Annotated in this window: 20 protein-coding genes; 9 read left to right on the top strand and 11 right to left on the bottom strand. The window is 71.4% G+C overall.

The annotated features are described in order from the left end of the window. Positions 1-115: 115 nt before the first annotated feature. Together AB0M54_RS34145 and AB0M54_RS34140 are read left to right on the top strand one after the other, a co-directional pair. Positions 116-1210 carry a gfo/Idh/MocA family oxidoreductase gene (locus tag AB0M54_RS34145; protein ID WP_364475888.1) on the top strand — a complete coding sequence of 365 codons (1095 nt, stop codon included), beginning with the start codon at positions 116-118 and terminating at the stop codon, positions 1208-1210. A 3-nt stretch (positions 1211-1213) separates the two neighbouring features. Further along, positions 1214-4246, top strand: a complete 3033-nt coding sequence (locus AB0M54_RS34140; RefSeq protein WP_364475886.1) for an EAL domain-containing protein — start codon at positions 1214-1216, stop codon at positions 4244-4246. Between the two features lie 227 nt (positions 4247-4473). Here AB0M54_RS34140 and AB0M54_RS34135 read toward each other — a convergent pair whose 3' ends face one another. Continuing rightward, positions 4474-7428 (bottom strand): family 16 glycoside hydrolase, encoded by a 2955-nt coding sequence (locus AB0M54_RS34135; RefSeq protein ID WP_364322079.1) that lies wholly within the window; start codon positions 7426-7428, stop codon positions 4474-4476. 184 nt (positions 7429-7612) lie between these two features. Between AB0M54_RS34135 and AB0M54_RS34130 the strand changes: the two genes are divergently transcribed. The 3 genes from AB0M54_RS34130 to AB0M54_RS34120 are packed head-to-tail and all read left to right on the top strand — an operon-like array spanning position 7613 to position 9683. Next, complete coding sequence (locus AB0M54_RS34130; protein ID WP_364475884.1) at positions 7613-7741, top strand: hypothetical protein; 129 nt, start codon at positions 7613-7615, stop codon at positions 7739-7741. After that, positions 7738-8526, top strand: a complete 789-nt coding sequence (locus AB0M54_RS34125; RefSeq protein ID WP_364475882.1) for a TIGR03943 family protein — start codon at positions 7738-7740, stop codon at positions 8524-8526. Before AB0M54_RS34130 ends, AB0M54_RS34125 begins: the two co-directional genes overlap by 4 nt. Next, positions 8523-9683 carry a hypothetical protein gene (locus AB0M54_RS34120; protein ID WP_364475880.1) on the top strand — a complete coding sequence of 387 codons (1161 nt, stop codon included), beginning with the start codon at positions 8523-8525 and terminating at the stop codon, positions 9681-9683. The genes AB0M54_RS34125 and AB0M54_RS34120 overlap by 4 nt, the downstream gene beginning before the upstream one ends. Before the next feature lie 22 nt (positions 9684-9705). Here the strand turns inward: AB0M54_RS34120 and AB0M54_RS34115 are convergent, their stop codons facing one another. Beyond that, positions 9706-10311 (bottom strand): TetR/AcrR family transcriptional regulator, encoded by a 606-nt coding sequence (locus AB0M54_RS34115; protein WP_364322086.1) that lies wholly within the window; start codon positions 10309-10311, stop codon positions 9706-9708. 75 nt (positions 10312-10386) lie between these two features. On the opposite strand from AB0M54_RS34115, the gene AB0M54_RS34110 reads away from it, so the two are divergent. Beyond that, positions 10387-11619: an FAD-dependent monooxygenase gene (locus tag AB0M54_RS34110; RefSeq protein ID WP_364475878.1), complete on the top strand. Its 1233-nt coding sequence runs from the start codon at positions 10387-10389 to the stop codon at positions 11617-11619. Here AB0M54_RS34110 and AB0M54_RS34105 read toward each other — a convergent pair. The 3 genes from AB0M54_RS34105 to AB0M54_RS34095 all read right to left on the bottom strand — a co-directional run bounded on the left by AB0M54_RS34105 (position 11582) and on the right by AB0M54_RS34095 (position 16394). After that, a complete protein-coding gene (locus AB0M54_RS34105) occupies positions 11582-13627 on the bottom strand; it encodes a PhoX family phosphatase (RefSeq protein ID WP_364322090.1) in 2046 nt (681 codons plus the stop codon). The two genes, AB0M54_RS34110 and AB0M54_RS34105, sit on opposite strands and share 38 nt — an antisense overlap. Positions 13628-13688: 61 nt before the next feature. Next, complete coding sequence (locus tag AB0M54_RS34100) at positions 13689-15770, bottom strand: PhoX family phosphatase (protein ID WP_364475876.1); 2082 nt, start codon at positions 15768-15770, stop codon at positions 13689-13691. A 51-nt stretch (positions 15771-15821) separates the two neighbouring features. Then, the gene (locus AB0M54_RS34095; RefSeq protein WP_364475874.1) at positions 15822-16394 is read right to left on the bottom strand and encodes a TetR/AcrR family transcriptional regulator; all 573 of its coding nucleotides are present in this window, start codon (positions 16392-16394) and stop codon (positions 15822-15824) included. Positions 16395-16461: 67 nt separating this feature from the next. On the opposite strand from AB0M54_RS34095, the gene AB0M54_RS34090 reads away from it, so the two are divergent. Continuing rightward, the gene (locus tag AB0M54_RS34090; RefSeq protein WP_364475872.1) at positions 16462-17547 is read left to right on the top strand and encodes an FAD-dependent oxidoreductase; all 1086 of its coding nucleotides are present in this window, start codon (positions 16462-16464) and stop codon (positions 17545-17547) included. 1 nt (position 17548) lies between these two features. On the opposite strand, the gene AB0M54_RS34085 is transcribed toward AB0M54_RS34090, so the two are convergent. After that, complete coding sequence (locus tag AB0M54_RS34085; RefSeq protein ID WP_364322098.1) at positions 17549-18331, bottom strand: alpha/beta fold hydrolase; 783 nt, start codon at positions 18329-18331, stop codon at positions 17549-17551. A gap of 11 nt (positions 18332-18342) precedes the next feature. Next, positions 18343-18993, bottom strand: coding sequence for a DUF4097 family beta strand repeat-containing protein (locus tag AB0M54_RS34080; RefSeq protein ID WP_364322100.1), 651 nt, complete (start codon positions 18991-18993; stop codon positions 18343-18345). A gap of 218 nt (positions 18994-19211) precedes the next feature. On the opposite strand from AB0M54_RS34080, the gene AB0M54_RS34075 reads away from it, so the two are divergent. Together AB0M54_RS34075 and AB0M54_RS34070 are read left to right on the top strand one after the other, a co-directional pair. After that, the gene (locus tag AB0M54_RS34075) at positions 19212-19943 is read left to right on the top strand and encodes a helix-turn-helix domain-containing protein (protein WP_364322102.1); all 732 of its coding nucleotides are present in this window, start codon (positions 19212-19214) and stop codon (positions 19941-19943) included. Positions 19944-20036: 93 nt separating this feature from the next. Beyond that, positions 20037-20699 (top strand): hypothetical protein, encoded by a 663-nt coding sequence (locus AB0M54_RS34070; protein WP_364475870.1) that lies wholly within the window; start codon positions 20037-20039, stop codon positions 20697-20699. 198 nt (positions 20700-20897) lie between these two features. On the opposite strand, the gene AB0M54_RS34065 is transcribed toward AB0M54_RS34070, so the two are convergent. The 4 genes from AB0M54_RS34065 to AB0M54_RS34050 form a co-directional block, all read right to left on the bottom strand. Continuing rightward, entirely contained in the window at positions 20898-21665 is a 768-nt protein-coding gene (locus AB0M54_RS34065) for a hypothetical protein (RefSeq protein ID WP_364475868.1), read from the bottom strand. 393 nt (positions 21666-22058) lie between these two features. Beyond that, entirely contained in the window at positions 22059-22904 is an 846-nt protein-coding gene (locus AB0M54_RS34060; protein WP_364475866.1) for a sugar phosphate isomerase/epimerase, read from the bottom strand. Continuing rightward, positions 22901-23914 carry a Gfo/Idh/MocA family oxidoreductase gene (locus AB0M54_RS34055; RefSeq protein WP_364476001.1) on the bottom strand — a complete coding sequence of 338 codons (1014 nt, stop codon included), beginning with the start codon at positions 23912-23914 and terminating at the stop codon, positions 22901-22903. The genes AB0M54_RS34060 and AB0M54_RS34055 overlap by 4 nt, the downstream gene beginning before the upstream one ends. Positions 23915-23916: 2 nt before the next feature. Then, positions 23917-24732 carry an ATP-binding cassette domain-containing protein gene (locus tag AB0M54_RS34050; RefSeq protein WP_364319067.1) on the bottom strand — a complete coding sequence of 272 codons (816 nt, stop codon included), beginning with the start codon at positions 24730-24732 and terminating at the stop codon, positions 23917-23919.

Genomic DNA, 24732 nt, shown 5'->3' with positions numbered 1-24732 from the left:
CCGGGCCGCCGCAAACTGCGAGCGCCGTCACGGCAGCCGATAGGGCCGCACGTCGGAGAGAACAAGCAGCGCGGCGCCGACGAGGAATCGCACGCGATGAATCTAGTCTCGCGGTATGACAAGTTTCGTCGTGGTGGGCGCGGCCTGGCGGGCCGAGATGTTCTGGCGGATCGCCGCCGAGATTCCGGGACTGGAGTGCCTGGGCGCGGTCGTGCGCTCGCCGCGCGACCTGGCCGTGCCGGCGCTGACCTCGCTGGACGACGGGCCGCGGCCGGACTTCGTGGTCACCGCGGTGCCGTGGGACGTCAACCCCTCGGTGGTCCGCGCGGCGGTCGAGCGTGGCCTGCCGGTGCTGGCCGAGACCCCGCCCGCCCCGGACGCCGACGGCCTGCGCTCGCTCTGGGCCGACGTCGGCGCGTCCGGCCTGGTCCAGGTGGCCGAGCAGTACCTGATGGTCCCGGCCCACGCGGCCCGTCTGGCCGCCGTCCGGGCCGGGGTGATCGGCACGCCCACGCAGGTGCAGGTGTCGTCGACGCACATGTACCACGCGATCTCGATGATGCGGGGATTCATGGCGATCGGGTACGGGCCGGTCACCGTCCGGGCCACGCGCACCACCGCGCCGCTGGTCGACCCGCTGACCCGGGACGGCTGGACCGGCGACGACGAGCCCAAGCCGGCCACCACCACGTTCGGCGTGCTCGACTTCGGCGACGGGCGTTCCGGCCTGTACGACTTCACCGACAACCAGTGGCACAACCAGTTGCGGTTCCGGCGGCTGCTGGTCCGCGGCACGCACGGCGAGCTGCGCGACGACGAGGTGGTCCGGCTGCTCGGCCCGGAGACCATCGCGCGGACGCCCATCGTCCGCCGGCAGACCGGCTACGACCTCGACCTCGATGGCTACAACACCGACCACCTGACGTTCGGTGACCGGGTGCTGTTCCGGAACCCGTTCCCCGGGCCGCGGTTCAACGACGAGGAGATCGCGATCGCCACGCTGCTGACCCGGATGGCGGACTGGGTGCGCGGCGAGGGCTCCCCTCCGTACCCGCTGGCCTCGGGTCTTCAAGATCATCTTCTGGCGCTGGCGGCCGAGGAGGCGGCCGACACAGACCGGACAGTGGTGACGTCGCGGGAGGCGTGGGCTCAGGAATGGGCGGCGCCATCCGATCTTCCCGATGACGGGGTGATCGCCGGATCGGAGTGACGGATGCGGGCGCGTGTGGCGCAGTGGTGCTTCGTCGCCTGGATCGTGCTCCTGTCCGCGATCTACTACGCCTGGCCGGGCAGCCACGTGTACGCCTGGAGCGCGATCGGCCTGTCCAGCACGGCGGCGATCGTGGCCGGCGCCGTTCTGCACCGGCCACACCGCCGGCTGCCCTGGGCGCTGATCGCCGCCTCGGTCGCCTGCTTCGCGGCCGGCGACTCGATCTACTACGTCCAGGCGCTGAGCGGCACACCATCGTTTCCCGGGCCGGCCGACATCCTCTACCTGGTCGTCTACGTGCTGCTCGCCGCCGGGCTGCTCATCTTCGTACGCGTACAGGCCGGCGCCGGCAGCAACCGCGCCGCCCTGCTCGACGCCCTGGTCCCCACCGTCGGCCTGGGCCTGCTGTCCTGGGTCTACCTGATCGCGCCGTACACCCGCGCCACCGACCTGTCGCTGCTGGAGAAGGTCGTCTCGGTCGGCTACCCGCTCGGCGACGTGCTCTCGCTGGCCATCCTGCTGCGCCTGCTGGTGGCGCCGGGCCGCAGCCCACGGTCGCTGACCGTGCTCGCCGCCGGCATCGTCGGCCTGCTCGCCTCGGACGTCGTCTACGGGCTGGCCCGGCTGGACACCGCCTGGGCCACCGGCAGCCCGGTCGAGATCGGCTGGATCCTCTACTACCTGTTCCTCGGTCTGGCCGGCCTGCACCCGTCGATGACCCAGCTGGGCAACCAGCGCGAGGCGCACGCCGAGGCCGGGCCGGGCAGCCGCCGGCTCGCCATCATGACCGTCGCCGCGCTGATCGCCCCGGTGGTGCTCTACATCGAGTACCTGCAGAACGAGATCGACGACGCTCCGGTGATCGCGGCCGCGGCCGCGCTGATGTTCCTGCTCGTGCTCTCCCGGGTCGGCGGGCTGATCACCGCGCAACGGCAGGCCGCGGCCCGGGAGCGGGGGCTGCGGGAGGCGAGCGCGACGCTGTTCTCGGCCGCCACGTTCGACGATGTGCAGGGCGCGCTGCGGGAGGCCACCGGCAAGCTGATGCCGCCGGCCAAGCCGTACGAGCTGTTCATCACCGAGCGCGAGCTGGGCGACGAGCGCTGGGAGCCCGGGTTCGGGCTGGTCCCGGCGGTCGAGGTGCCGCCGGACGTGCCCACCAACGGATACGACACGGTGCTGTACGGCGTGGTCCCGCTGCCCGGCACGCCACCCCGGCTCGGCGTCGCCGCGCTGGGCGCCCCGCTCGGCGTGCTGCACTCGGTCCGCCCGTCCTTCGAGGCGCTGTTCCAGCAGGTGGCGGTGGTTCTCGAACGCATCCGGCTGACCAGCGAGGTGCACCAGCGGGACAGCGAGGCCTATTTCCGTACGCTCATCCAGAGCGCCTCCGACGTCATCCTGATCATCGGCGACGACGACACCATCACGTACGCGAGCCCGTCCGCCGCCACCACCTTGGGCCGCACCGAGCTGACCGGGCAGCCGCTCACCGCGATCATCGCCGACACCCACCGGCACGAGCTGACCGACCTGCTGGACCAGGTCCGGGTCGGGCGCGGCGCCACGCTGGACGGCGCCGACCTGACCGCGGTGTGCGCCGACCGCCGCCTGCTCCAGGTCGAGTGCGACGCCCGCGACCTGAGTGACGACCGCACGGTCAAGGGCGTGGTGCTCACCCTGCGGGACGTCACCGAGCGCCGCCGGCTCGAGAACGACCTGGCCCATCAGGCGTTCCACGACGAGCTCACCGGCCTGGCCAACCGGGTGCTGTTCCGCAACCGGCTGGAGCACGCGTTCACGCTGGCCGAGCGGGACGGCGCGGCGATCGGCGTGCTGTTCGTCGACATGGACGACTTCAAGGAGGTCAACGACACGCTCGGGCACGCCGTCGGCGACCAGTTGCTGGTCACCGTGGCCAAGCGGATCGCGTCGGCGGTCGGGGCCGGCAACACGGCGGCGCGGATGGGCGGCGACGAGTTCGCCATCCTCATCGAGCAGAGCGACGACCCGGGCGCGGCCGAGGACATGGCGGCCCGGATCGTGGCCGCGCTGAGCGTGCCGGTCGACCTGAGCGACGGCCTGGGCGGCATGTACGTGGTCAGCGCGGCGTCCAGCGTCGGGGTGGCGGTCAGCCGGGACGCGAAGAACGCGACCGAGCTGCTGCGGCACGCGGACATGGCGTTGTACCTGGCCAAGGGCGCGGGCAAGGGCACCTGGCAGCCGTACCGCAGCGACCTGCACTCGGCGATGAAGGAACGGCTGGAGATGCGCACCGCGCTGCACGACGCGGTCGACTCCGAGCAGTTCGTGATCCAGTACCAGCCGATCGTCGAGCTGAGCGGCCGCGCCCTGGCCGGGGTGGAGGCGCTGGTCCGCTGGCAGCATCCGGCCCGCGGGCTGCTCGCGCCGCAGCACTTCATCGAGCTGGCCGAGGAGAACGGCGCGATCACCGGGATCGGCGCCTGGGTGATGCGCGAGTCGCTGCGCCAGGTTGTGGCCTGGGGCCGGTCCGGGGAGGCGCCCGGCTACGTGAGCGTGAACGTGTCGGCCCGGCAGTTCCGGTCGGCCGGGTTCGTCGGCCAGGTGCGCGAGGCGCTGGCCCAGACCGGCGCGCGGCCCGGGCAGCTGCTGCTGGAGATCACCGAGAGCCTGGTGCTGCGCGACGTCGAGCAGGTCTGGAAAGACTTGCGAGAGCTTCGATCGCTGGGCGTACGCATCGCGATCGACGACTTCGGCACCGGTTACTCGTCGCTGAGCTACCTGCGCCAGATGCCGGTCGACGTGCTGAAGATCGACAAATCGTTCATCGACGACATCCTCGGCAGCGGCCAGCAGCGGGCGCTGGTCAACGCGATCGTCACGCTGGCCCGCAACCTCGACCTGACCGTGGTCGCCGAGGGCATCGAGGAGCCGGCCCAGCACGAGCTGCTGGAGCGCATGGGCTGCCCGTACGGCCAGGGCTATCTCTTCGCGAGGCCGGTCTGGCCGGACGTGGTCACCGGGTGGATCCGCTCCAGCCCCGCCGTCTTCCCGGTGTAGAACGTCGCGGCCGGGCGCTGATCAGCGCCGAGTAACCCGGCCGAGACCCGCCGGGTGAGACGGTGGGTGAGAGGCACACGGTGGGGGGGGGGGCCGTGGTGGGGGGGGGGGGGAGGCCGGGGGGGGGTCGCGGGGGCGCCCCCCCCCCCCCCGCGCGTTCCGCGGTGTGTGGGGGGGGGGGGGGGGCGGCCCCCCCCCCCCCCCCCCCCCGGCCGTTCCCGTCCTGATCAGACGGTCGGTTCGATCCACACGTTGCGGTAGCGGACCTTGTTGCCGTGGTCCTGCAGGCGGATCGCGCCCGTCGAGGGACCCTCGGCGATGTTGCCGCCGGTGCCGCGCGGCAGTTCGACGTTGTCCTGCACCTTGACGCCGTTCCAGATCACCGTGATCCGGGCGTTCTCGGTCTTGACGCCGGCCGCGTCGTAGCGGGCCGCCCGGTACGTGACGTCGTACGTCTGCCACGTCTCCGGCGCGGTCGCCGCGTTCACGTCCGGCGCCTTGATCGTGTACATGGCGCCGGCCTCGTTGTTGTCGAGCGTCGTGTCGCCGTACGAGTCGAGGATCTGAAGCTCGTACCGCTCCTGCTGGTAGACGCCGCTGTTGCCACGGTTCTGGCCGGTGACGTCCGGGGGCAGCAGCGGGACCTTGAACTCGACGTGCAGCTTGTAGTCGCCGAACGCCTCCTTGGTGCGCAGGTCACCGCAGCAGACCTCGACCGCGTTGCCCTCGACCGACGGCCACTCGGGGAACCGGCCGTCGGTGTGCTGCCAGTCGGCCAGGCCGGTGCCGTTGATCAGGTTGATCCGCTCGCCCGGCTTGCGGATGCTGATCGCGTCCAGGTTGACGTGTCCGGTGTCCTCCGCGTCGACCCGGTAGCTGATCGTGTTGATACCCCGCTTCAGCGTCAGCTTCTCGGTCGCCTGCGCCCAGTCATCCCACGTCACCGTGGTCGGCAGGGACACCTGACGGACCTTGCGGTTGTTCACGTAGACGCTGACCGTCTTGGTGCCGCTGAACGGGTTGGGACCGTTCGAGTAGCGCAGGCCGACCGCGTACTCGCCGGCCTCCTTGACCTTGACGTGGGTCGTGACCTTGGCGTTCATGGTGCCGAAGCCGGCCACGAACCCGACGCCGGTGAAGCCGCGGTGGTCGGTGGCGAAGGTGGCGCCGCCACCCGGCTCGCCCGCCTCGAGGTCGTAGAAGACCTCCTGCTCGGGGGTCACGCCCGGGATCTCGTTGAGCGTGTACCAGGCCTCGGTGCTCCACAGGGTCTCGCCACCGCGGGCCGCGAACGGCCGCGGCGAGCGCAGGTGCACGACCCGGTCGCGCTTGAGTCCGGCGATGTCGAGCTTGACGGTCTTGCGGTCCTTGGAGACCGACACGCCGGTCACGTTCAGCGTCTCCTGGTCGACCTTCGGGCCGCCGTACTGGGCGCTGGCGACATACCGCCACTGGTCGACCTTGTACGCGGTCGCCAGCTTCTCGATCGTCTCGTCGGACAGCGGCTTGGTGTACTCGATCTTGAAGCCGGTGCCGGTGGCGCTCATCGTCTTCATGTCGAACACGTTCGTACCGTTGGGGGTGAGCTTCTGGAGCCCGAACTTGAGCTTGCCGTCCTGGCCCCAGTTGCCGGTGTCCCCGATGCCGCCGACGTAGATGTCACCGTCCGGGCCGAGCGACACCTCGTTGATGCCGGCCTCGAGGCCCTGGGTGTGCCGGAACAGGGCGCCCTGCTCCTGGCCGCGCACCGTCTCCAGGGCGGCCCGCTGGAGGCCGCCGTAGGTGACGTCGCCGATCACGAACTGACCGCGGTACGGCCCGGACTTGAGCAGCACCGGGGTGCTCGGCGAGTTGGCGATCTCGTTCTGCGGCATCCACAGCACCGGCCGGGTCACCGGGTTGCCGTCGAACTGCCCGTCCGGGTTGGTGTAGTGGTTGTAGAAGTCGCCCTGCTGGATCTTGACCAGCTTCGAGGACGGGAGCCAGCCACCCTGGTTGTCCGTCACGTACACGTCGTTGCCCTGGCCGAAACCGATGCCGTTCGGCGTACGCAGCCCGCCCGCGACCGTGGTGACCTTGCCGGTCTTGCGGTTGATGACGAGGCTCACGCCCCGGCCGGGCGAACCCTGCGGGTCGGTCGTGGCGCCGCCCAGGTTGATCGACACCGACAGGTTGAGGTAGAAGTTGCCGCCCTTGTAGAGCAGGCCGAACGCGAACTCGTGGAAGTTACCGTCGTACGGGAAGGTCGCGACCGTCCGCTTCGCGTCCAGCACCTCGTCGCCGTCGGTGTCCTTCAGCTCGGTGAGCTCGTGCTTCTGCGACACGTAGGTCAGGCCGTCGACGTACGCGATGCCCATCGGCTCCTTGAGACCACCGGCGAGCCTCGTGTACGTGACCTGCTCGGGCGAGGTCGCCCCGGTCACGTGGTCGAGCAGGTAGACCTCACCGGCGTTCTTGTCCGAACCGCCCCAGGTGGAGATCAGCAGCTTGCCGTCCGGGCGCCAGGCCATGCCCGACACGGTCGGCTCGAAGCCCGGCGGACGCAGGTTGGTCAGCGTGTAACCGGGGTTCACGTCGGTCAGCGGGAGGCCGTCACCCGGGGAGTCGGCGCCGGTGGTGCACTCCTTGCGACCCGGCGCGGTGACCCGGACCGTCTCGGCGTCGGTGCTGAGCACCGTGTTGGGCACCAGGGCGAACTCGCTCGCGCCGGGCGGCTGCCAGGCCAGCGTGAGCTGCTGGCCGCCGCTGCGCTCGAAGTGCTCGATCCGCAGCCCGTGCACACCCGCGGTGAGCTGGACGGAGCCGTCCTTGGGCTCGGCGCCGTGCAGGCCGTCGTGGTCGATCACGACCTTGTCGTCGACGTACAGCTTGGAGCCGTCGTCGCTGGTCAGCCGGAACGCGTACGAGCCGTCGGACGGGACCGTGAGGTTCGCGATGACGTGGGTGAGGAAGTTGTCCTCGAAGCCGAACTGTTCCGCGGTGGTCCAGTCGATGCTCTGCATGAGCTTGTCCACGTTGGGCGTCTGGCCCTGCTTGAGCTCGCAGATGGTGTTCAACGGCCCGATGTCGTACGTACGCATCGTGACGCCTGGCTCTTGCGGCGGTATCTCGTCGGCGGCGTACGCCGGCGTGGCGATCGCCAGCGACCCCACAAGGGCCGTGACGAGCAGTGGACGGATCATCGGCGCTCCCCGGGTGTTACACGAGAGATTCGGATTGATGAACATGTTGGTCCACTACCGACGCCACGTCCATATCTTTCGCCGTATATAAAAGAACTTTTCTCTCGCGCGCCGAAAGTCCCTCGGAGGGATATGCGAGCTTCGCGATTAATGCATGGGTGGTCCCGCTGGTTAACCTGTCGCGGTGTCAGCTCTCACCCGGCGGCGGATCGGCTCGGTCGAGATCCTCGCGATAGCTGGCCGTCCTGCTGTCGATCTGCACTTCGCGGCGGCCGTGCTGGCCGCCCTGCGCGTCGGGGCGGTGCTCCTGTGAACCGCCAGGCCCAGGCCGTCATCCTGCTCCTCTTCGGCGGCGCGATCGCCAAGGCCGGCGTCACGGACCTGTCGCTGCGCTACGTGAAGGAGGGCCTGCGCCCGTTCCTGGTGGTCGCCGGCCTGCTCCTGGTCACGGCCGCGATCATGACCCTCTGGTACGACCTCCGCCCGCCCCGCCGCGCCACGGGCTCCTCTCCGGCCGCCGGCTCCTCTCCGGCCGCCGGCTCCTCTCCGGCCGCCGTGGTCGAGGACGGCGGGCATGACGACCACGGCGGCGCCCACCACGAGCCGCGAGTCGGATGGCTGCTCATTCTTCCGGTGCTGGGCCTGCTCCTGGTGTCGCCACCCGCCCTCGGCGCGGACGCCGCCGAACGCTCCGGCAGCGTCCTGAGCGTGGCACCTTCCGACGCCGTCTATCCCGCCCTGCCGCCCGGCGACCCCGTGCCGGTGAGCCTCCTCGACTACGCCTCACGCGCCGTCTTCGACGACGGCAGAACCCTTCGGAGCCGCACGGTACGGCTGACCGGCTTCATCACCCCCGGCCCCGACGGCGCCCCGATGCTCACCCGGATGGTCCTCTCCTGCTGCGCCGCCGACGGCCGCCCGATCAAGGTGGCGCTCGCCGGCAACCTGCCGTCCGGCCTGGCCCCCGACACCTGGGTGGAAACCGACGGCACGTGGATCAACCGCACCGCCGCCGACGAGATCAACCAGGCCGCCGTCCCCTACCTGGAGGTCCGTACCTGGAAGCAGATCCCCGCACCAAGGCAGCAGTACGAGTGACCGAGCCACGCAACCGCGTCGCCTTGATCGGCCTGGCCGCCGCTCTGGCCGCCGCGGCGTTCCTGATCCTTCTGCCCCAGCGGGAAGACCCCGCGCCCACGACGCCGGCCGTGTCGCGGGCGCAGCGGGCCCAGTTCGCCGGGAACCTCGCCGACGGGCCGATCTTCACCCCTGGGCTCTTCCTCGACGCGCGCAGTGCCATCGGCACCTCGCCCAGCCCGGCGGGTGATCAACTCCGGCTCGTGGCGCGGGCGGCGGACGGGTCCTTCGCCGAGTTGCGGCGCCGGCCGTTCGCGGACATCCCGGTGTTCGACTCGTTCACCACGGACGGCACGACGATCGCCTGGGTGGAGTCCTCGACCTCGCAGGGTGACGACGGCCGGGTGGCCACCGAAATCTGGGCGGCTGATATCGGCACCACCAAAGCGCGGCGGCTCACCGCCGACACCGGAAACTTCGTCGGCTACGGCTCGGCCTACGACCTGGTCATCGCCGACGGCGCCGTGCACTGGGCCGCCGCGGCGGCCGGCACAACAACGACGGCCACAGCAACGCCCGGCGGAACGCCAAGCGCCAGAGAAACGCCCGGCGCGGCGACGGATGTGGAGCCCGTCGAGCGCACCGAGATCCGCTCGGTCCCGCTCGCCGGCGGCAAGGTGACTGTGACGGTGACGGATGGGGTGTGGGCGCTGTCCGCCTGGCCGTGGCTGGTTGACGGCGCCGGGGATCAGACCGGGGCTACCACCCTGCGCAATCCGGTGACCAGCCGGGATGTCGAGGTTCGAATCAGCGGCGCCGAGCTGGCGACCTGCGTCCCGGCCTGGTGCCGCGTGATGGTGGTGGCGGCGGGCGGGCTGGCGCGGATCGACGTGATGCGGCCGGACGGCAGTGACCGGCGGCAGATCGCGGGGCCGGAGGCTACCGCGGCGCTCACCGACGCGGCCCTGCTGGACCGGTTCGAGGTGCTCGGGCGGCCCCGGCCCGACTCGGATCTCACCGGGACGGAGGCTCTGGTGGTCCATGACCTCGCCGACGGTACGACCACCGAGCTGGCCGCCGACGCCGGCACCGCGCACGCCCGCAACGGCGTGGTCTGGTGGTCTACGGGAGATCAGGACACCACCGTCTGGCACACGATCGACCTGCGCACCGCCTGAGGACCTCTGCTGCGCTCCAAGGTCAACGGCGCCCGCCCTGAGCGGAAGCCAAGCGCAGGCGGATCAGCGGCAGGAACACGTCGTCCACGATCTCGACGATGCTCTCGTCGGACAGGGGCTTCATGGTCAGCATCGCCTCGCCGCGGAGCAGGTCGAAGGGCAGCTCGCGGATCCGGCGTGGCAGGTCGGCGGGGGCCTCGCCCCGGGACGCCGCGCGGGCGAGGACCTCGTCGAGGACCTGCGGGCGGTCGCCGATCAGGTGTCGGCGTAGTTCGGCCGGGGTGACGCCGGTGTCCTCGTAGAACGAGCCGACCTGCGCGCCGATCACGGCCATGGCGCTCAGCCGGACGGAGTTCGTGAAGCGGAGCAGGGTCAGCATGTCGTCGCGGAGGTTGCCGGTGTCGGGAGTGGGCGGCCGGGTGCGTTCGCCGAACCAGCGGATCGTCGCCAGGAGCAGGTCGGCGCGGGTGGGCCAGCGCCGGTAGAGGACGGGCCGGCTGGTGCCCGCCCGTTCGGCGACGGCCTCGATGGTGAACCGGGCGTACCCGGACTCCTGCAGCTGCTCGGCCGCGGCCGACAGGATCGCCTCCTCGAGGGCGGCGCCGCGGCGACGAGATTTAAGACTCACTTGCGTACCTTATCAGCCGGGGTTACGGTCTTAAGAAACACGGACGTATCTTATGAAGCCCTGGGGGACCCCATCATGCCCACCGCACTCGTGTCCGGCGCGAGCATCGCCGGACCAGCCGTCGCCTACTGGCTGCACCAGGCCGGATGGGAGGTCACGCTCGTCGAGCGGGCGACCCGCATCCGCGGCGGCGGCTATCCGATCGACGTCCGCGGGTCGGCGGCCGAGGTCGCCCGGCGGATGGGCATCTACGACGCGATCAGCGCCGCCCGCACCCGCCACCAGACCGCCCGGATCCTCGCGCCGATCGGGCGCCCGATCGCCTCCTTCGCGCTCGGCGACCTGATCGCCGGGGTCAGCACCGAGGACGTCGAACTGCCCCGCGGCGAGCTGACGCGCATCCTCTACGACCTGACCAGGAACGACATCGAGTACGTCTTCGACAACTCCGTGGCGGCCATCGACGAGCATCCCGACCGGGTCGACGTGAGCTTCGTGACCGGGCCGCCGCGCACCTTCGACGTGGTGATCGGCGCCGACGGCATCCACTCGACGACCCGCCGGCTCGCGTTCGGTCCCGAGGAGCGGTTCATCCGGCACCTCGGGCCATGCGCGGCCATCTACGACATCGACGAGCCGATCGGCGAGGCGGGCGTCGGCTACATGTACAGCCGCCCCGGCAACACGATGATGGTCGGGCGCGGCGAGACCGGTCCCGCCCGGGCCTTCCTCGCCTTCGAGGTTCAAGACCCAGGTTCGGTTGATGTACGCGACCCCGCCGCCGCCGCGCGACTGGCCGAGCAGGTGTACGGCGACGCGCGCTGGCCCCTGGCCGCCCGGGTCGTGCGGGCGCTGCCCGAGGCCGGCGACCTGTACTTCGACACCGTCAGCCAGGTCCGGATGCCGTCCTGGAGCACCGGTCGCGTGGCGGTGGTCGGCGACGCGGCGTTCGCGCCGTCGTTCCTCTCGGGGCAGGGCACGAGCATCGCGCTGATCGGCGCGTACATGCTGGCGGCGGAGCTGGCTACCGCCCCCGATGGCCCGGCCGGCGCGCTCCGGGCGTACGAGAACCGCTTGAGGCCCTTTGTCGAGCGCAACCAGGCACTCGCCCTGCGCCCGCACTCCAGCGTCCTGCCCCGCACGGCCCGGGCCCTGCGGCGGCGCAACCTGAAGTTCCGCGTCGCGCCCTGGCTCCAGCGCCTCGGCCTGCTCAAGCTGCTGGCCAGCGCGCCGGTCCGGGACGCCTCGAACGACATCGAGCTGCCCGCGGTCAGCTCCCGATCGGGCCTCCGTCCAGGCGCCAGGTGACCACCACGGCCGGCTTGGCGAAGTCGCCGTCCGGCCAGGTGGACGCCGGGTTGTCGAGCGTGGCGCCGGTGATCTCGCCGGGGTGCTGGACGGCCACGAAGACCGAGCGTTCGTCCTCGACGATGAACGGGCCGCACGTCTCGGCGCCCGGCGGCACGGTCAGGAACTGCTTCAGGTGGCCGCGCTCGGCGCCCTCCAGCGGCGTCGCGAAGAGGCCGTCGTTGCTGCCCAGCGCGTTGCCGTCGGTCGAGATCCAGAGGTTGCCGGTCGAGTCGAAGGCCACGTTGTCGGGGCACGAGATCGGTGACACCTTCGACTTGTCGTACCCGGCGAAGTAGGTCGAGGGGTCGGCCGGGTCGCCGCACACGATCGGCAGCGCCCAGGTGAAGGTCTCGCCGGTGTGGTCGCCGCCGTCCTCGGTGATCTCGAAGATGTGGCCGTGCTTGTTCTCGCGCCGCGGGTTGGCCTCGTCCACGCCGGGGTTCGAGCCGACGCCGCGGTTGCTGTTGTTGGTCATCGCGGCGTAGATCTTGCCGCTGTGCAGGCTCGGCTGGACGTCCTCGGGCCGGTCCATCTTGGTCGCACCGACGGCGTCGCCGGCCAGCCGGGCATAGATCAGCACCTCCTGCGCGCTCATCCCGGCGACGTGCGAGCCGCTGGGCGAGGCCAGCTTGATCCATCGGCCGGTCCCGTCGAACAGGCCGTCGGACGGGAGCCGGCCCGAGCCGTCGATCTCGGCCGGCGGGCTGTCCCCGGTTACCTTGGCGACGTAGAGCGTGCCCGACTCCAGCAGCGTCTTGTTGTGGGCCCGATCCCCGGGCCGATACTTGGCCGAGCTGACGAACTTGTACAGGTAGTCGAAGCGCTCGTCGTCGCCCATGTACGCGACCACGTGACCCGACCCGGCCACGATCACGTTGGCGCCCTCGTGCTTGAGGCGGCCCATCGCGGTGTGTTTGCGGGGCGTCGAGTTCGGCTCGTACGGGTCGATCTCGACGATCCACCCGAACCGGTGCGCCTCGTTCGGGTGCTTGGCCAGGTCGAACCGCTCCTGCGCGCGCTCCCAGCGCCGGGAGCCGCTCGGGTACCGCGCGGTCGTGGTGATCCCGTAGCGGGCCATGGTCGGCTTGAGCGCGGCCGGCACCGCGTCACCGCCGACGAAGTACTGGTTGAAGTTCTCCTCACCGGAGAGCACCGTGCCCCACGGCGTCACGCCGCCCGAACAGTTGTTCAGGGTGCCGATGGCGATCACGCCGCGCGGGTCGGCCGCCGTCCGGAGCAGCGGCGACCCGGCCGCCGGGCCGTCGAAGCGGAACGGCGTCTCGAGCATGGTGTAGCGGCGGTTGTACCGGCGGCGCCCCTCGGTCACCGCCCGCCACTCGCCGGTCCGGGCGACGCGCTCGAGCTCGACCACCGACATCCCGTGCGCGGCCATCGCCACCCGCACCTGCTCGACGGTCAGCGCCTCCTGCGAGGTGAAGCCGGGGAACATCAGCTCCTCGTTGGTGTACTCGTGGTTGGACACGAGCAGCGCGCGGTTCCGGCTGATCGGCAGCACCGCGAGGAAGTCGTTGTTGAAGCCGAACTGCTTGAGCTGCCGGGCCGCGGTCTGGTGGTGCACGTCGAGCGCGGGCGCGCCGGGCAGGATCGGGTCGCCCCAGCGGATCACGACGGCGTGGTCGTAGCCGTTGGGCACGATCACGGTGTCGATCTCGTTCGGCGGGATCGGCTTGAACGTGAGATCTCCGGCGCTCGTCCCGACCGCCGCGGCCGCCGCGGCCGGCTCGGCTGCCGCGGCCGCCTCGGGAAGCGCCACTCCCGTGCTGAGCACAACCGCGCCGGCCGCACCGGCCCGCAGCAGGCCGCGCCGGGAAATCACATCACCGAGGTACGGGTTGTCCGAGGTGTTGGCCACGGGATGATCACACGCGTTGCCGCACCGGTAGAGGCAGGTCATCGGGTCGCGGCCGGGAGAGCCGAGCAGTGGGAGGAGCCGTCGATCAGCCATGGGCCGACGTTAATGCCCCGTTCACTTCTTGGATACCTCCCGGCCGCATCGCATTAGTTGATCAGCTGCCGACCGGGCCGCCGTCGAGGCGCCAGCTGACCACCACGGCCGGCTTGGCGAAGTCGCCGTCCGGCCAGGTCGACGCCGGGTTCTGCTGGGACGCGCCGGTGATCTCGCCGGGGTGCTGGACCGCGGCGAAGACCGACCGGTCGTCCCCGGTGACGAACGGGCCGCAGGTCTCGGCGCCGGTCGGCACGGTCAGGAACTGCCGCAGGTGGCCCTTGTCGGAACCCTCGATCGGCGTCGCGAACAGGCCGTCGTTGCTGCCCAGCGCGTTGCCGTCGGTCGAGATCCAGAGGTTGCCGGCCGAGTCGAAGGCCACGTTGTCGGGGCACGAGATCGGCGACACCTTCGACTTGTCGAAGCCGGCGAAGTACGTCGACGGGTCGGCCGGGTCGCCGCACACGATCGGCAGCGCCCAGGTGAACGTCGTACCCGTGTGGTCGCCCTGGTCCTCGGTGATCTCGAAGATGTGGCCGTGCTTGTTGGCGCTGCGCGGGTTGGCCTCGTCCACGCCGGGGTTCGTGCCGACCGCGCGGTTGGTGTTGTTGGTCATCGCCGCGTAGATCTTGCCGGTCTTCAGACTCGGCTGGACGTCCTCGGGCCGGTCCATCTTCGTCGCCCCGACGGCGTCGCCGGCCAGGCGGGTGCGGATGAGGACCTCGGCCGCGGTCATGCCCGGAACGAACGACCGGTCGCCGGAGACCAGCTTGATCCACTGGCCGGTGCCGTCGAACGCGCCGTCCGTGGGCAGCTTGCCGGTGCCGTCGATCTCGGCGGCCGGGCTGTCGCCGGTCACCTTGGCCACGTAGAGGGTGCCGGACTCCAGCAACGTGAGGTTGTGCCGGCGGTCCTTCGGCCTGTACTTCTTGTCGCTGACGAACTTGTACAGGTAGTCGAAGCGCTCGTCGTCGCCCATGTACGCGACCACGTGACCCGACTTGGCCACGATCACGTTGGCGCCCTCGTGCTTGAGGCGGCCCAGCGCGGTGTGCTTGCGCGGCTTGGCCAGCGGCTCGAACGGGTCCACCTCGACCACCCAGCCGAAACGGTGCGCCTCGTTCGGGTGCTTGGCCAGGTCGAACCGCTCCTGCGCCCGCTCCCACTTGCGCGACCCGGACGGGTACCGGGCGGTGGTCGGGATGCCGTAGCGGGCCAGCGACGGCTTCAGCGCCTCGGGAGCGCCGTCACCGCCCACGAAGTACTGGTTGAAGTTCTCCTCGCCGGAGAGCACCGTGCCCCACGGCGTGACGCCGCCCGAGCAGTTGTTCAGGGTGCCGATGACGGTACGCCCACGCGGGTCGGCCGCCGTCCGCAGCAGGTCGTGGCCGGCCGCCGGACCGGTCAGCTCGAACCGGGTCGCCAGCGCGGTGATCCGCTTGTTGTACGGCAGCGCGCCCTTGGTGGCCGGCCGCCACTGCCCGGTGTCGCCGACCCGCTCGATCTCCACCACGGACAGACCGTGCGCGGCCATCGCCACCTCGATCTGCTCCACGGTCATCGCGTCGAGCGAGGTGAAGCCCGGGAAGATCAGCTCCTCGTTGGTGTACTCGTGGTTCACCACGAGCAGCGCCCGCCTCTGGTTGATCGGAAGCACGCCCACGAAGTCGTTGTTGTAGCCGAACTGCTTCGACTGCCGCGCCGCGGTCTGCTTGGTCACGTCGAGCCCGGGCGCGCCCGGCACGACCGGGTCGCCCCAGCGGATGACCACGGCCGAGTCGTACCCGTTGGGCACGACCAGCGAGTCGAGCTTGTTCGGCGGGATCGGCTTGAACGACAGCGCGCCGGCCGGCGTGCCCGGCTCGAGCGGCATCATCTCCCGTGGGTCGACGGCGGCCGCGGCGGCCGGCTCGGCGGCGATGTTGCTGAGCACGAGCGCGCCACCGGCGGCGGCCGCTCCGGCCAGCATCACGCCACGCCGGGAGACGCCGGTGGTGACGACGTCGGTCAGCGACGGGTTGCCGCTCCGGTTCGGTATCGGGTGTTCACAAGCGTTGCCACAGCGGTAGAGGCAGGTCATCGCGTCGCGGCCGGCGTGGCCCGCGGGGCCGAGCACCGGGAGCAGGCGGGGTCGTTCAGTCATGACGTGACGCTAGGGAACGTCGATGCATCGGACGCCAGGACTGGGTGAACGTCAGATGAACGCGCTGGTGAGCAACCGGATACTGCTGTCCACTTCTGATCGATCCGCACCCGTCAGGACCCGGTAGTGCAGCACGCCCACCAGCGCGAGCGCCGCCGCCCCGGGATCGGTGGCCGCCGGCAGCCGGCCGCGATCCTGCTCGGCGGCCAGGTATCGGGCGACCGCCTGCTCGACCGCGGCCAGGCCGGCGGTCCCCGGGCCGAGCACCCGCTCGACCTCCGCGGCCAGGTCGGCGCGCGACGCGAGCAGGCGGATCAGCGGCACGACGACGTCGAACGGAGTGGCGTTGACGGCGTCGTCGAGGTTGGCCGCCACGGTCGCCGTGCCCGCCCGGCCGGCCAGGTCGGCGACGCCACTCGCGAGCTGGAAGGAACGATCGGTCGCGTACTGCGCCAGGAAGCCCTCCCAGCTGCGGAAATGCGTGTAGAGCAGGCCGGTCGCGACACCGGCGGCACGGGTCACGGCCCGGCCGGTGAGGCCACTCAGGCCCTCGGTCGCGATCAGCCGCTCCAGGGCGGCGAACAGCTGCTGCCGGACCTGAGGAATGACGACACCGCGGGGCATGGCCTCGAGTCTAGGGGCTGGTCGTGCCGGCTTGCGCCAGAATGAACAGTTGCTCATACTGGCGTGCGTGAAACGAGCGACGGTGGTGGGCGCGGGGATCGCGGGACTGGCGACGGCATTGCGGCTGGCCCGGGACGGCTGGTCGGTGACCGTGCTGGAACGGGCGCCGGCCCTGCGTACCGGCGGCTACGTGGTCAACCTGGTCGGGTTCGGCTACGACGCCGCCGACCGGCTCGGGCTGCTGCCCGCGCTGCGCGAGCGCGACCTGGGCCTGATCACGACGACGCTGGTCCGGGCCGACGGCAGCCACAAGTACACGGTGCCCTCCGCGGTGGCCGAGGCCACGGTCGGGAGTCGCGCTCTCACGGTCTTCCGCGGCGATCTCGAGACCGTCCTGTACGAAGCCGTGCGCGACCTCGCCGACATCCGCTTCGGCGTCACGGCGGACCCGTCAACCGACACGGATCTGTTCGTGGGGGCGGACGGGCTGCACTCCGCCACGCGGTCGGCGCTGTTCGGCGACGGCTTCCGGGTCGACCTGCCGTACGTGGTGGGCGCCTTTCCGGTGTCCGGCCCGGCCACCGGCGAGGCCGTCACCTACATCGGACCCGGGCGTACCGCGGGTCTGATGAACTTCGGCCCCGACCGCACCGCGGCCTTCTTCACCTACCGCACCGACAACCCGCCCGCGGCGCTCGCCCGGGGAGCTCTGCCCGCGCTCCGCGACGCCTTCGGCGACCTGGGCGGCGTGCTCGGCGACGCCCTGCGCACCGAACCGCGGGACGTCTACTTCGACGCGGTGAGCCAGGTGGTCATGCCGCGCTGGAGCGACGGCCACGCCGCGCTGCTGGGCGACGCGGCCTGGTGCGTGACGCTGTTCGCCGGCCACGGCGCCGGACTGGCCATGGCCGGCGCCGACCGGCTCGGCGAGGCGCTGCGCGCGCACGCCGGCGTTCCCGACGCCCTGAACGCGTGGGAGTCGGCCCTGCGGCCCGAGGCCGTGAAGCGCCAGGCGATGGCCCGCCGCGGGATGCGGCAGTTCGCCCCGCCCAGCGACTTCCACGTCTGGCTGGGCGACGTGGCGCTGCGCGCGATGACCCTGCCCGGCATCCGGACCCTGGTCCGCAAGGGCGTGGAGCGCGCGAACCGCTGACTCACTCCGGGCCGGCCACCTCACGCACCGCGTCGGCGACGGCCCGGAAGTCCTTGCGCAGGATCCGGTCGTGGTTGCTGGGCACCTTGGCGCTCACCCGGATGTGCGGGTTGCGGGCGACGACGGCGTCGAGGCTCGCCCGGATCTTCTCCTGCTCGTCGCCCCGGCTGCCCAGCGAGGTGCCGGAGGCCAGCACGTACCGGGTCGGTACGGTGACGGCGTCCAGCACCGGGGCCAGTGCGCTCTCCCGGGAGACGCGACCGAGCTCGATGTTGCTTTCGGCCTGCTGGGCGGCGGACATCCGCGGCGTCAGGCCGAACGGGCGCGCCAGTGGGGTCAGCCAGCCGAGGCGCTTGAACAGCGTGCGGATCCGCTGCTCCATCGCCTCGTCCAGCCAGTCGTAGGGCAACGCGCCGTCGACCAGGACCGCGCCGATCGTCCGGTCCGGGTTCCGGCTCGCCCAGTGCGCCCCCACGTACGCGCCGTAGGACCAGCCGACCAGCAGCGCGCGGTCCACGCCCCGGGCGGCCAGGACGGCATCGACGTCCCGGACGGCGGCGTCGAACGAATAGTCGGCCGAGGTTCCCGACTTCCGGCCCCGCGCTCGTTCGTCGTAGGTGATGTGCCGCCACCCGGTTCCGAGCTCGGCGATGACGCGCCGCCAGTAGCCCTGCGTGGCGAACTGGCCGTTGAGGTAGAGGACCGGCACGCCCGAACCGCCGGTGTCGGTGACCGCCAGGGCCGTGTCGTCGACCGGCAGCAGGCCCGTCCAGCTGGTATTCATCGTCGTCCCTTTCACAAGCTGCGGGCGACGATGTCGCCGTGGTCGGTGGTGGCGCGGACGGCGAGCGTGGCGCCGCCGTCGTTCTCCAGGGCGTTGCTGACCCGGCCGTGGCCGGTGCCGGCGTCCAGCGCGGCGGAGACGCCCGCCGCCGCCGCGATCTCGATGTCGCCGGACCGGGTGCTCAGCACCACGGCGCCGCCGGCCGCCTCGGCGATCCGGATGTCGCCGCGGGTCGTGCTGATCTCGGCCGGGCCGCCCAGCCGGCCGACCCGGACGTCACCGTCGACGGCGGAGAGACGGACGCTCGCGGCCTCGTCGACAACGATCTCCCGGTACGCGCCCTCGACGACCAGATCGCCGAGGCGGCCCACGGTCCGAAACTCAGCACTCGCCGCCGTGGCCTCGACGCCGGAGCCGGCCGGCACCTGGAGGGTGACCTCGATGGATCCCTTGGTCTCGGATCCGTCGGTCCGGATCCGCAGGACGCTGTCGGCATAGGCGACCGTGGTCCGCTCGGCGGCCCGGACATCGGTGCGCTTGGCCGGATCGGTGGGCCGCACCTCGACGGTGGTGTCGGCGCGCTCGGCCGCGATGACCTGGACGCGCCCCGCCGGGATGGTCAGGACCACCGCGATCGCGGCGGTGGTGTCGAACTTCTGCATCGTGATCTCCCCTTTTCGGTTCGTCTTTCCTACAAGGGAAAGGCTACGTTGCTTTCCATACGTCAGAAACCACTGCCATCGCGCTCCGGCCCGTAAACGCAGCTAGACATATGTGCAATCGTTGCACTGGCCCTAAGGTCAATGCAATGAGCCCGTTGCAATGACTTGCCGATCAACGCTATGGTGGCCGGACCAGCACCATCACGGAGGAGAGCGCTATGCCCGGAGGCAGGCTGACCCAGCAGGAACGCCGGCGGATCGCGCTCGGGCTGGCCGACGACCTGCCCTACGCCGAGATCGCCCGCCGGCTCGACCGTCCGACGTCGACGGTCACCCGCGAGGTGATGCGCAACGGCGGCCCGACCGGCTATCGCGCCGACCTGGCCCACCTCGCCACCGAGCAACGCGCCCACCGCCGCCGCCCGGCCGCGGCGCGAGGTCCGGCGCCGGAGCCGCAGCCGCACGGACGCGACGCCCGCGCGGTCGCCGACTACGAGGAGACGCTCACCGGCGCCCTGATGGCGTCCGGCCTGCCCCGGATGACGGCCCGGGTGCTGACCTGCCTCTACACCACCGACGAGGGCAGCCTGACCGCCGCCCAGCTCGCCCGCCGCCTGCAGGTCAGCCCGGCGTCCATCTCCAAGGCGATCGCGTTCCTGGAGGGCCAGAGTCTCGTCCGCCGCGAACGCGACGACCGGCGCCGCGACCGCTACCTGGTCGACGACGAGCTGTTCTACCAGGCGACGATCGCCGGCGCCCGCTCCAACGACCAGCTCGTCGCGACCGCCCGCCAGGGCGTCGCCATCCTCGGCCCGGACACCCCGGCCGCGGCCCGCCTGGAAAACATCGCCCGCTTCCTCGCCTTCATCGCCGAGAGCATCCTCCGCGCGGCCGAGCAGGCCCGCGAGGTGCTGCACACACCGGCCGCGCCGGTCGACCGCCGCGATTAGGGCGACGTGGCGCTGCGCGCGATGACCCTGCCCGGCATCCGGACCCTGGTCCGCCGGGGTGTGGAGCGGGCCAACCGCTGACATGATGGCGCGGTGATCATCCCCGGCTACCCGTCCCGCTTCCCGCTCGTCGACGGCAACGCCCTGATCACCGACGAGCTGTTCTGGCCCGCGTACCTGTCCGCGGTCGGCGGATCGGCCACGGCGCCGCAGGCCTTCGCCACCGACCCGGCCGACCTCGACGGCTTCCTGCGGGTGCTGGAGAGCCGCGACGTGTGGCCGGTGCTGACGCTGCCGATGGCCGGGGACGCCCGCCTGCACATCGTCATGCGCAACCTGCCCGACGACGCCGGCACCGACTACGTGCTGGAGTCGGGCGACCGGTCCTTCACGCTGGCCGCCCTGGAGGGTGGCTTCCGCGGTCCGGCGCTGTCCTGGGCCGAGCTGGTCGCCACCGCCGGCCGGCCCGACCCGGCCCGCTCCCCCGCCGAACGTCTGCTCCTGCTGCTCCCGGCCTCCGGCGACGTCGCCCGCGACCCGTCAACCGTGGCCGCCGCCGTCACCTCGGTCGGGGCGGTGGCCGTGGCCGGCACGGTCGCCGGCGAGCTGCTCGGCGACCGGCGCCACTGGCCGGCCGACGTCACCTGGCGGACGTTCGGCGACGCCCTGATCTGCGAGGACGACCACTCGCCCCGGAGCCTCACGGGCGGGCTCAACCCGGCTGAGCTGGTGCTGGTCACGGCCGCCTTCCGCTGAGCTTGTGGCCGGTCCTCCGGCGGGTCCGACGTCAGCGGCCGCTGCTGATGCGGGCTCGCTCGGCTTTACAGCTCCTCGCCCGGCTCCACAGCTCCTCGCCCGGGTCCACAGCTCCTCGCCCGGGTCCACAGCTCCTCGCCCGGGTCCACATAGGGCGCCGGCTCCACATCCGGGGGGCGGCCCCGCATCGGGGGCGGCTCAGGTCGCCGCCGGGGCGAACAACGTCTTGTCGTCGGCGCGGACGACGGCGTTGCCCAGCTGGTCGGCCGGGGCCGAACTGAGCGGATCGGGCTGGACCGGCGTGGCGTGGAGCTCGGTCAGCTGCCACACGTTCCGGCTGTCGGACATCATCGCCTTCACGAAGGTCAGCTTCAGGTCGGTGGTTCCCTGGACGACGGCGCCGGGGGCCGCCTTGGCGCCGGTGACGCAGGACGGCGCCCGCTCCACCACCCGGACCGACAGCACGGTGTGCTTGGCGTTCGTCTCGACCGTCCGGACCTGGCCCGGGGTGATCGTGATGCCGGTCAGGGCGTCGCACTCGTGGACCTTGCGGTTGAGGGCGGTGACGCGGTCCCCGGCGAAACTGTCCTGGTGCACGGCCTCGATGCGGGTGGCCGGCCGCTCCGAGGTCAGCAGGTGCTGGTACCGGTCGAGGTAGGCGTTGGCCAGCTCCGGGCCGGGCGGCAGGGTCGCCACGGGCAGATCGGCCTGCGCGGCCGGCTCCTCCGCCTCGGCGCCGGCCTCGGGCGCCGGGCAGAGGTCGTCGACGCCGGCGTCGCGGCCGGGTTCGCCGCACAGTTGCTCAATCATGCCGTCCGGGGCCGGCCGCGGGTCCAGCGCGGTGGACACCATGCTGGACGCGGCGATCCCGCCGAACCCGCAGACCGCCAGCACACCCACGACCACCACGACGATCCCGCCGACGCTGAAGCCACTCTTCTCGGCCGCGGCCGGCGCCGGGCCCAAGTTGGACGCTCCCGGAGCGAACAGGCCAAGTTCGGATTGCCCCGGAGCGAACAGGCCAGGTTCGGAAGGCTCGGGCACGGACGGCTCAGACGCGGATGAATTGGAGGCGGACGGCCCGGGTGCGGACGGGTCGGAGGCGGGAGGCGCGGACTCGGGTTGCACGGGGGTCGACACGATCGACGATTATGCACGGCGGTGGCGGGAGGCGCGGACCCACGGCGCGGCGGTGCGAGGTGCCGGCCCCAGCCACGGCGGCCGATCCCGATCCGGCCGCCGCCGGCCGGACCCGGCAGCTACGCCCGGCGCAGGCGGCACCGGGCCCGGCCACCGACTGGCTCGCCGAGGGGGCGGGGCTCTGCCGTGCCCGTACCTGAAAGGCCGTTGATTGTGCCGTTAGAGGTAGCTGTTGATCTTGGTGAGGTTGACCCGCGCGCTGTCGGCGGCGCGCTCCTCCCAGGCGAAGACGCACACGGTCGCGATGCCGTCGAAGCCGATCTCCTTCAGTGTGCCGAAGAACAGGTCCCAGTTCACCTCGCCCTGCCCGATGTCGAGGTGCTGGTGGACGCGGGCGGTCGAGCCCGGCGGGTTGACGATGTAGCGCAACCCGGACGAGCCCCGGAAGTCGAAGCTGTCGGCCATGTGCACCTGGGTCAGCAGCGGCCCGGCGTGGCGCATGATCTCGGCCAGGTTGCCGCCCTGGTGGAACGTGTGCGGCGCGCAGTAGAGGAACGTGACCAGGTCGGAGTTGATGCCCCGGACCAGGTTGACGCCCGCGATGCCGTCCTCGATGAAGTCGTCGGGATGCGGCTCCAGCACCAGGCGGACACCCTCGCGCTCGAAGATCGGCAGCAGCTCCTCCATCGAGCGCCAGAACTGGGCCTCGCTCTCGGCCGCCAGCGCGGGGCGGCCGTTGAACTCGGAGTTCATCACGGTCACGCCGAGGTCGACGGTGATCTCGATGGCCCGCTTCCAGTAGCGGACCGCCGCCTGACGCTCGTCCTCGTCCGGGCCGCTCCAGCGGTAGAGCGGCAGCACCGAAGCCACCTCGACCTCCGCCTCGGCGAGCGCCTTGCGGAACGCGGCGACGGTCGCGTTGTCGGCCCGCGGGTGCAGGAAGAACGGCAGGAAGTCGTCGCGCGGCGACAGCTCGATGTACTGGTAGCCGAGGTCGGCCACCGTGCGCGGCAGGTCGAGCAGCGGCACCTTGCGCAGCATGTAGGGGTCGAGGGCGATCTTCACGCGGTCACCTCCGAGTAGAGCTTCGGCTGCTCGGCGAGCTCGACGTTCTCGGCCGAGCCGGAGTGCAACGCGGCGACGGCGGCGTCGGAGACCACCGCGGCCGCGTAGCCGTCCCAGGCGCTCGGCCCGACCGGGGCGCCGGTCCGCGCGAGCGAGTCGATCCACTCCTGGAACTCCACGTCGTACGCGGCCAGGAAACGCTCGCGCCAGTCGGCCGGCACCGGGTCGGCCGCCCGCAGCGAAGTGCGCACCCGGACCGGCGACAGCGAGCCGAGGGACGCGGTGCCGTGCTCGCCGACGATCTCGCCGCGGATGTCGTAGCCGTACCGGATGTTGACCGAGATCTCCACGTCGACCAGCACCTCGTTGGCCATCTCGAGGATCAGGAAGAGCGGGTCCTGCAGCTCGCCGCCGTTGCGGTTCTTCCGGGGTACGAGGACCCGCGCCGCCTTGATCTCGGTGCCGAACATCCAGCGCACCATGTCGATCTCGTGCACCGCGGTGTCGGTGATCGCCATCTCCTTCTCGTAGTGCGAAGGGACGCTGGCGTTGCGGTGGGCGCAGTGCATCATCAGCGGCGCGCCGATGTCGCCGGCGTCCAGGATCTTCTTCAGTTCCCGGTACGCGCTGTCGTAGCGCCGCATGTAGCCGACCTGCACCAGCCGGCGGCCGTGCGCCGCCTCCGCCTCGACGATCCGCACGCACGCCTCGGCCGTGGTGGCCAGCGGCTTCTCGCAGAACACCGGCTTGCCGGCGGCGATGGCGGCCAGCACGTACTGCTCGTGGGTCGGCCCCCACGAGCAGACGACCACCGCGTCCACGGAGGAGTCGGCGATGACCTCCTCACCGGTGGCGTGCACGGTCGCGCCGATGCGGGCGCCGACCGCCTCGGCGACGGAGGCGTTGACGTCCGTGACCGCGGTGACGCGGACGCCGGCCAGCACGTGGGTCATCCGCCGGATGTGGTCCTGGCCGATCATCCCGGTGCCGATGACGCCGATGCGGAGCATGGTCACCTCTTCAGCTCGTGGGACAGCTCGGCCAGCTCGTCGCCGCCGGCCATCTGCGCGGTCAGCTGGTCGAGGGAGACCTCGCCGCGGGTGCCGTCGAGCACCGCGCTACCCAGCTTCAGGATCACGAAGTGGTCACCCACGAGGTAGGCGTGGTGCGGGTTGTGGGTGATGAAGACGACGCCGAGGCCGGCGTCCCGGGCCGCCGCGACATACTTCAGCACCACGCCGGACTGCTTCACGCCGAGCGCGGCGGTCGGCTCGTCGAGGATCAGCACGCGCGCGCCGAAGTAGACGGCGCGGGCGATGGCGACACACTGGCGCTGGCCGCCGGAGAGGGTGCCGATCGGCTGGTTGATGTCCTTGACGACGATGCCCATCTTGCGCAGCTCGTCGTCGGCGATCTGCTTCATCTCCTTGACCTTGAGCTTGGCCAGCGGGTATTTGCCCACGGTCAGCTCGGAGCCGAGGAAGAAGTTGCGCCAGACCTCCATCAGCGGGACCACGGCGAGGTCCTGGTACACGGTGGCGATCCCGTGGTCCAGGGCCTCGCGTGGGGACGAGAAGGAGGCCTCCTGACCGTCGACCAGCATCTTGCCCTCGTTGTGCGGGTGCAGGCCGGACATGATCTTGATCAGGGTGGACTTGCCGGCGCCGTTGTCGCCGAGGACGCAGGTGACCTCGCCGGCGTTGACGGTCATGTTGATGCCGCGCAGGGCCCGGATCGCGCCGTACGACTTGCCGACGCCGGACATCTCGATCAGGGTCTCGCCCTTGGTGAGGTGGCTGTCGGCGTGTTCGGCCAGGGTGTCGGTCAT

It is taken from the genome of Actinoplanes sp. NPDC051470 (assembly GCF_040682035.1).
Lineage (GTDB): Bacteria > Actinomycetota > Actinomycetes > Mycobacteriales > Micromonosporaceae > Actinoplanes.
Note: the sequence above shows the minus strand (reverse complement) of the source record. Positions and strands in the feature narration are given on the sequence as shown.

Bases quoted from the DNA above. Each gene is read 5' to 3' on its own strand.
- AB0M54_RS34145 (WP_364475888.1), top strand. From the start codon at position 116: ATGACAAGTTTCGTCGTGGTGGGCGCGGCCTGGCGGGCCGAGATGTTC.
- AB0M54_RS34140 (WP_364475886.1), top strand. From the start codon at position 1,214: ATGCGGGCGCGTGTGGCGCAGTGGTGCTTCGTCGCCTGGATCGTGCTC.
- AB0M54_RS34135 (WP_364322079.1), bottom strand. From the start codon at position 7,428: ATGATCCGTCCACTGCTCGTCACGGCCCTTGTGGGGTCGCTGGCGATC.
- AB0M54_RS34110 (WP_364475878.1), top strand. From the start codon at position 10,387: ATGCCCACCGCACTCGTGTCCGGCGCGAGCATCGCCGGACCAGCCGTC.
- AB0M54_RS34105 (WP_364322090.1), bottom strand. From the start codon at position 13,627: ATGGCTGATCGACGGCTCCTCCCACTGCTCGGCTCTCCCGGCCGCGAC.
- AB0M54_RS34100 (WP_364475876.1), bottom strand. From the start codon at position 15,770: ATGACTGAACGACCCCGCCTGCTCCCGGTGCTCGGCCCCGCGGGCCAC.
- AB0M54_RS34095 (WP_364475874.1), bottom strand. From the start codon at position 16,394: ATGCCCCGCGGTGTCGTCATTCCTCAGGTCCGGCAGCAGCTGTTCGCC.
- AB0M54_RS34085 (WP_364322098.1), bottom strand. From the start codon at position 18,331: ATGAATACCAGCTGGACGGGCCTGCTGCCGGTCGACGACACGGCCCTG.
- AB0M54_RS34080 (WP_364322100.1), bottom strand. From the start codon at position 18,993: ATGCAGAAGTTCGACACCACCGCCGCGATCGCGGTGGTCCTGACCATC.
- AB0M54_RS34075 (WP_364322102.1), top strand. From the start codon at position 19,212: ATGCCCGGAGGCAGGCTGACCCAGCAGGAACGCCGGCGGATCGCGCTC.
- AB0M54_RS34055 (WP_364476001.1), bottom strand. From the start codon at position 23,914: ATGCTCCGCATCGGCGTCATCGGCACCGGGATGATCGGCCAGGACCAC.
- AB0M54_RS34050 (WP_364319067.1), bottom strand. From the start codon at position 24,732: ATGACCGACACCCTGGCCGAACACGCCGACAGCCACCTCACCAAGGGC.